This is a genomic window from Candidatus Competibacter phosphatis (assembly GCF_012939995.1).
GTDB classification, from domain to species: Bacteria; Pseudomonadota; Gammaproteobacteria; order Competibacterales; family Competibacteraceae; genus Competibacter; species Competibacter phosphatis.
Genome location: NZ_SPMZ01000061.1, coordinates 21687 through 27714, shown reverse-complemented (window position 1 = coordinate 27714; position 6028 = coordinate 21687). Strand labels below are relative to the sequence as shown.

The following is a 6028-nucleotide window of genomic DNA, read 5'->3' as shown; positions in this document are numbered from 1 at the left end:
AACCCGAAACACGCCCACCATCTCGGCAACTATGCGAATTTCCTGGCTTGGCGATGTGGTGACCTGGATGGCGCGGAGGTTTATTACCGGCGGGCGCTAGAGGCCGACCCGAAACACGCCAACCATCTTGGCAACTATGGACAGTTTCTCGTGGGGATGGCCCGATTATCGGAGGGAAAACAGTTACTTGTTTCTGCCTTTGAGTATTCCGATCAATATGATCGATCTAATGTGGGGAATATAGCTGAGATTTGTTATTCGCTCTGGCTCGTTGCGCGGATGCAGGGGCACTCTACGGAACGCTGGGAAGGGTATTTCAAGTTCTTTATTCAAAAAGGTTTCAATCGGCATCCATGGAGTTTTGAGCGAATGCTCGACCAAGCGAAGAAGATCTTATCGCCAGAAGAGTTTGATTACGCTGAAGCCTTGGCGCGTGCCTTTCTCGACGAAAGTCAAGTCTCCAATCTTGATCGTTATGAACGGTGGCGCACAGTGGAACCACTAGACCCAATGGAAGCAGGTAACAAGTATTCCGAGCGCACCTCCACTTCAATACCCTCAGCCTCTTCATGACATTACACCTCACATGGACTTGCAAGATTTACAGTCTGGTCAGGTTGTCCATTCCAGATCCAACTCGATTGAGCAGCCACTAAATCCATGGATATTTTGATTGACGTTATTCTGCGCGCTGGCCGCTCGGCGGTGGAGTTGTCGCTGTTCGTGCTGTTGCCGGTAATGATTGTGATGTTGTCGCTGATGCGCCTATTGGAAGCGCGTGGCGTGCTCGATTGGATCGTGCATCGCCTTGCGCCGCTGCTCAAACCAATTGGTTTAACCGGATTGGGCGTGTTCGCCGCGTTGCAAATCAGTTTCGTGAGTTTCGCCGCGCCGGTCGCGACGCTGACGATGATGGAACAGCGCGGTGCCTCGGATCGTCACATTGCCGCCACACTGGCGATGGTGATGGCGATGGCCCAGGCCAATGTCATGATCCCGATGACGGCGATGGGACTGGATTTCGGCACGACGCTCGGGTTGTCGCTGCTCGGTGGTCTGTTGGCGGCCGCCGCGACTTACTACCTGTTCGGTCGGAATCTATCCGCCGAGGAAGGCGTGTTGGACGAAACCTTGCACCACGCGGTGGTGAACAGCGGGAAGGGTGTGCTAGACGTGATCAATCGGGCCGGCGCGGAAGCCTTCAAGATCGCGGTGGGATCGATCCCGATGCTGGTGCTCGCCCTGGTGATCGTGATGGCGCTCCGCTCGACCGGTGCGATCGATGCGCTCACCCGTGGCTTGGCTCCGTTCATGGCGATGCTGCATTGGGACCCGGCGATGATCCTGCCCACGCTGACCAAGTACATTGCCGGCGGCACGGCGATGATGGGGGTGATGGACGAGATGTTGCGTAATGGCGCCGTGACGGTGGCAACCCTCAACCACGGAGCCGGTTTCTTGATCCATCCGCTCGATCTGGCGGGTGTCGCGGTGCTCGTTTCGGCGGGCCGGCGCGTTGCCGGGGTCTGGCGGCCGGCGGTGCTGGGCGCGGCGGTGGGCATCGCGGTGCGTACCGTCGGCCACGCGCTGTTTACTTGATGGCATGTGGCTGTTGGCCTCACCCGGCGGATAATCGCACTCTCTCCACGGTGGCGGAAGCCCTCTGGTTTTTTTGCGTGCGAAAGGCTCTTGAGGAAACTTGTGTTCCGCGTATTATCTAAATGTCAGCCAACGCCAACGAGCGGAACGACACGCCGGCTTGCGGCGTTGCCGGACGCAAGATGCTTCTTTACCTCAGATCCAACACGCATGCCATGAGCAAGGAATATTCATCGACTCCCGATCAAGACCGCGGTCTGGTGGTGGAGCCGGCAAAGCCCGAACTCAAGCAGCCACCGCTGTATAAGGTGATCCTGCTGAACGATGACTATACTCCCATGGAGTTCGTGGTACGGATCCTGGAACGTTTTTTCGGGATGAATCAGGAGAAGGCGACCCAGGTGATGTTGCACGTTCATACCCGGGGCCAGGGGGTATGCGGCGTCTTCACTCACGAGATTGCGGAAACCAAGGTGGTGCAGGTCAACGAATTTTCCCGCCGGCACCAGCATCCGTTGTTGTGCACCATGGAAGAAGCCTAAGTTCGAAATCACCCAGCGCGATTCGAGGTGTGAGTTATGTTGAGCAAGGATCTGGAGTTTTCCATCAATCTTGCTTTCCGCGAGGCACGGGACCGGCGCCATGAGTTCATGACCGTGGAGCACCTGCTGCTGGCCTTGCTGGACAATCCCGCTGCGGCGGAAGTGTTGCGGGCCTGCGGCGCCCATGTGGATAAGCTGAAACGGGACTTGCAAGCGTTCATTCGCGATCATACCCCCTTGCTGGGGACCGATGACCCGCGCGAGACGCAGCCGACCCTGGGTTTCCAGCGGGTGCTGCAACGGGCGGTGCTGCATGTCCAGTCCTCCGGCAACAAGGAGGTCACCGGCGCTAACGTGCTGGTGGCTATTTTCGGCGAGCAGGAATCGCAGGCGGTCTATTTTCTCAAACAGCAGGAAATCAGCCGGCTAGACGTGGTGAATTTCATCTCGCACGGGATTTCCAAGGTATCCGACGAGCAGGACGCCACCCCTCCGCAGAGCGAGGAGAGCCCCGAAAACCAGAACGCCAAGCCGTTGGAAAATTTCGCCAGCAACCTGAACGAACTGGCGCGGCAGGGGCGTATCGACCCGCTGATCGGCCGGCGCGATGAGATCGAACGCACCATTCAGATCCTGTGCCGGCGACGCAAGAACAATCCCCTGTTCGTCGGTGAAGCCGGGGTCGGCAAGACCGCCATCGCCGAAGGATTGGCGAAGATGATCGTCGACGGCGAGGTGCCGGAGGTGTTGCGCAACGCCACCATCTACGCGCTGGATCTGGGCTCGGTGGTGGCCGGCACCAAGTATCGCGGCGATTTCGAGAAGCGTTTGAAGTCGGTCCTGGCGCAACTGCGCAAGGAGCGACACGCGATCCTGTTCATCGACGAGATCCACACCATCATCGGCGCCGGCGCGGCTTCCGGGGGGGGTGATGGACGCCTCGAACCTGATCAAGCCGATGCTGGCTTCCGGGGAGATGAAGTGCATCGGTTCGACGACCTATCAGGAGTATCGCGGTATTTTCGAGAAGGATCGGGCGCTGGCGCGACGCTTCCAGAAGATCGACGTCACCGAGCCGTCGGTCGAGGAGACCTACCAGATCCTGCGCGGATTGAAGACCCGGTTCGAGGAGCACCACGACGTCAAATACGCCGATAAGGCGCTGCGCGCGGCGGTGGATCTGTCGGCGCGTTACATCAACGATCGCCACCTGCCGGACAAGGCCATCGACGTGATCGACGAGGCCGGCGCCAGCCAGCGGCTGTTACCGGCCGCCAAGCGCAGGAAGGTGATCAATGTCGGCGATATCGAAACGATCATCGCCAAGATCGCTCGCATCCCGCCCAAGACCGTATCTTCCTCGGATAAGGACGTGTTGCGCAACCTGGAGCGGGATCTGAAGCTGGTGGTATTCGGTCAGGACGAAGCCATCGACATGCTGGCCAACGCCATCAAAATGGCGCGCGCCGGCTTGGGCAACGAACAGAAACCCATCGGCAACTTCCTGTTCGCCGGCCCGACTGGTGTCGGCAAGACCGAGGTCACCCGGCAACTCGCTCGGGTCATGGGTATCGAACTGATCCGCTTCGACATGACCGAGTACATGGAGCGGCACACGGTATCGCGCTTGATCGGCGCGCCGCCGGGCTATGTCGGCTTCGATCAGGGCGGCTTGTTGACCGACGCCATCCTCAAGCACCCGCATGCGGTTCTGCTGTTGGACGAGGTCGAGAAGGCCCATCCGGACGTGTTCAACCTGCTGCTGCAAGTGATGGACCACGGCACGCTGACCGACAATAACGGCCGCAAGGCCGATTTCCGCAACGTGATCATCGTGATGACCACCAATGCCGGCGCTGAGATGATGGACCGGCCCTCGATTGGTTTTACCATGCAGGACCACAGCAGCGACGGCATGGAGGCCATCAAACGGCTGTTTTCGCCGGAGTTCCGCAATCGCTTGGATGCCATCGTCCAGTTCAAGGGCTTGACGCCGGTCACCATCGCCCAGGTGGTGGACAAGTTCCTGATCGAACTGGAAGCGCAGTTGGAATCGAAGAAGGTGACCGTGGAAGTGGATGAGGCGGGGCGGACTTGGTTGGCCGAGCGCGGTTACGATCCCAAGATGGGCGCGCGGCCCATGGCGCGGATCATTCAGGAGAACATCAAGCGCCGCTTGGCCGAGGAGTTACTGTTCGGCCGGCTGGTCAACGGCGGGCATGTAATGGTCACCGTGCGCGACGACGATTTACAGGTGGAGATCGCCGAGGAGGAGGCGGTACCCTAGGTAGGATGCGGCGGTCGCGGGTTGCCGGGTTCCGCAATGACGATGCGGTATCGTGCGAAGTCAGCGCCCGCGGTAAACGATGCGCCCCTTGCTCAAGTCGTAGGGGGTCAGCTCCACTTTCACCTTGTCGCCGGTCAGGATGCGGATGTAATGCTTGCGCATCCGGCCGGAGATATGCGCCGTGACGACGTGACCGTTTTCCAGTTGCACCCTGAACATGGTGTTGGGCAGGGTGTCGATCACGGTGCCTTCCATTTCGATGTGGTCTTCTTTCGACATAATTCCTCTCGTTGCTACCGTATTATCCGCACTGAAAAAGACGCGCAACCATAGCGGAAATCCCATGGCGCGGCAAGTAGATGACTGAAAGCCCTGCCATGAATGCCGTTGTTCGCCATCTGCTGATCGTCTACCACTCGCAAACTGGCCACACCCGAACGATGGCGCGGGCGGTGGCGCGCGGCGCGCGGCGGGTGACGGACGTGGAAATCCGGTTGAAGATGGCATTACGTGCCGGCTTGGACGATCTGCTATGGGCGCATGGCTTGCTGCTGGGTACGCCGGAAAATTTCGGCTACATGTCCGGCGCGATGAAAAATTTCCTGGATCGCACCTATTATCCCGCGCAAGGTAAGATCGGCGGCCTGCCTTACGCGGTCTTCATCAGTGCCGGCAACGACGGTAGCGGGGCGCTGACCAGCATCGAGCGCATCGCTCGCGGTTATCCGCTCAAGCCGGTTTGCGACCCGATCGTCGCGCGCGGCGAACTGACCGCCGAAGTGCTGCGACAATGCGAGGAATTGGGCGAAACCATGGCTTCGGGGGGTGGCGTGGGGGGATTTTCTGAAGAAATGGTTGCGCGGGTGGGCCACCCGCTGCAAGCCGTCTACCCAGCCGCCGAAACGCGGCCTGCTGGCTCGAATCGGGAGAGGGATCTGGAGGGTGGCATGGGGTTTCGTCTTGATCTCACTGGCATTAGTATTGCTGCTGCGCTGGATGCCACCGCCAATTTCCAGCATCATGGCTCAAGATTGGTTGCGAGCGGTCTGGAGCGATGGCGCGACGATCCGTCACCAGTGGATGCCGTATGAAAAAATCTCGCCCTATGCGGCGCTGGCGGTGATCGCCGGAGAAGACCAGCGCTTTCCCGAGCATTACGGCTTCGATTGGATCGAGATCCGGCAGGTGCTGGACGATCTGGAGGCAGGCAAGTCGGCGCGTGGGGCCAGCACCCTCAGCCAGCAGGTGGCGAAGAATCTGTTCCTGTGGTCGGGGCGCGACTGGATCCGCAAGGGGCTGGAAGCGTGGTTTACGGTATTGCTGGAGTTGCTCTGGTCCAAGCAACGGATTCTGGAAGTCTATTTGAATATCGCCGAGTTCGGCGAATATACCTTCGGGGCGGAGGCCGCCAGCCGGCGATTTTTCGACAAATCCGCCGCCCAACTGACCGCCCGGGAAGCCGCGCGGTTGGCGGCGGTGCTACCCAATCCCCGGCGCTACCGGGTGGATCGGCCCTCGGTCTATGTGCTCAAGCGTCAGCGCTGGATCGAACGGCAGATGCGGCAGTTGGGCGGTACCGCTTATCTCGACCGATTGTGAG

At 59.7% G+C, this 6028-nt stretch carries 5 protein-coding genes and 2 pseudogenes; 6 read left to right on the top strand and 1 reads right to left on the bottom strand.

All coding sequences use genetic code 11. The annotated features are described in order from the left end of the window. The 4 genes and pseudogenes from E4P82_RS17200 to clpA form a co-directional block, all read left to right on the top strand. Positions 1-573: pseudogene (locus E4P82_RS17200) on the top strand (hypothetical protein); the annotation flags it as partial. Between the two features lie 87 nt (positions 574-660). After that, positions 661-1599, top strand: coding sequence for a nucleoside recognition domain-containing protein (locus E4P82_RS17195; protein WP_169250026.1), 939 nt, complete (start codon positions 661-663; stop codon positions 1597-1599). 215 nt (positions 1600-1814) lie between these two features. Continuing rightward, positions 1815-2141 carry an ATP-dependent Clp protease adapter ClpS gene (gene clpS / locus E4P82_RS17190; protein ID WP_169250034.1) on the top strand — a complete coding sequence of 109 codons (327 nt, stop codon included), beginning with the start codon at positions 1815-1817 and terminating at the stop codon, positions 2139-2141. Between the two features lie 36 nt (positions 2142-2177). Further along, positions 2178-4428, top strand: a pseudogene (gene clpA / locus E4P82_RS17185) (ATP-dependent Clp protease ATP-binding subunit ClpA). Between the two features lie 60 nt (positions 4429-4488). Here the strand turns inward: clpA and infA are convergent. After that, positions 4489-4707, bottom strand: a complete 219-nt coding sequence (gene infA / locus E4P82_RS17180) for a translation initiation factor IF-1 (RefSeq protein ID WP_169250025.1) — start codon at positions 4705-4707, stop codon at positions 4489-4491. A 98-nt stretch (positions 4708-4805) separates the two neighbouring features. Between infA and E4P82_RS17175 the strand changes: the two genes are divergently transcribed. Both E4P82_RS17175 and mtgA read left to right on the top strand, forming a co-directional pair. Beyond that, complete coding sequence (locus E4P82_RS17175) at positions 4806-5519, top strand: flavodoxin family protein (RefSeq protein ID WP_312915509.1); 714 nt, start codon at positions 4806-4808, stop codon at positions 5517-5519. Further along, the gene (mtgA, locus tag E4P82_RS17170) at positions 5425-6027 is read left to right on the top strand and encodes a monofunctional biosynthetic peptidoglycan transglycosylase (protein ID WP_246327668.1); all 603 of its coding nucleotides are present in this window, start codon (positions 5425-5427) and stop codon (positions 6025-6027) included. The genes E4P82_RS17175 and mtgA overlap by 95 nt, the downstream gene beginning before the upstream one ends. Position 6028: the final 1 nt, after the last annotated feature.

Excerpts from the sequence above, each read along its gene's own strand:
- E4P82_RS17195 (WP_169250026.1), top strand. The coding sequence starts at position 661 with ATGGATATTTTGATTGACGTTATTCTGCGCGCTGGCCGCTCGGCGGTG.
- clpS (WP_169250034.1), top strand. The coding sequence starts at position 1,815 with ATGAGCAAGGAATATTCATCGACTCCCGATCAAGACCGCGGTCTGGTG.
- infA (WP_169250025.1), bottom strand. The coding sequence starts at position 4,707 with ATGTCGAAAGAAGACCACATCGAAATGGAAGGCACCGTGATCGACACC.
- E4P82_RS17175 (WP_312915509.1), top strand. The coding sequence starts at position 4,806 with ATGAATGCCGTTGTTCGCCATCTGCTGATCGTCTACCACTCGCAAACT.
- mtgA (WP_246327668.1), top strand. The coding sequence starts at position 5,425 with ATGCCACCGCCAATTTCCAGCATCATGGCTCAAGATTGGTTGCGAGCG.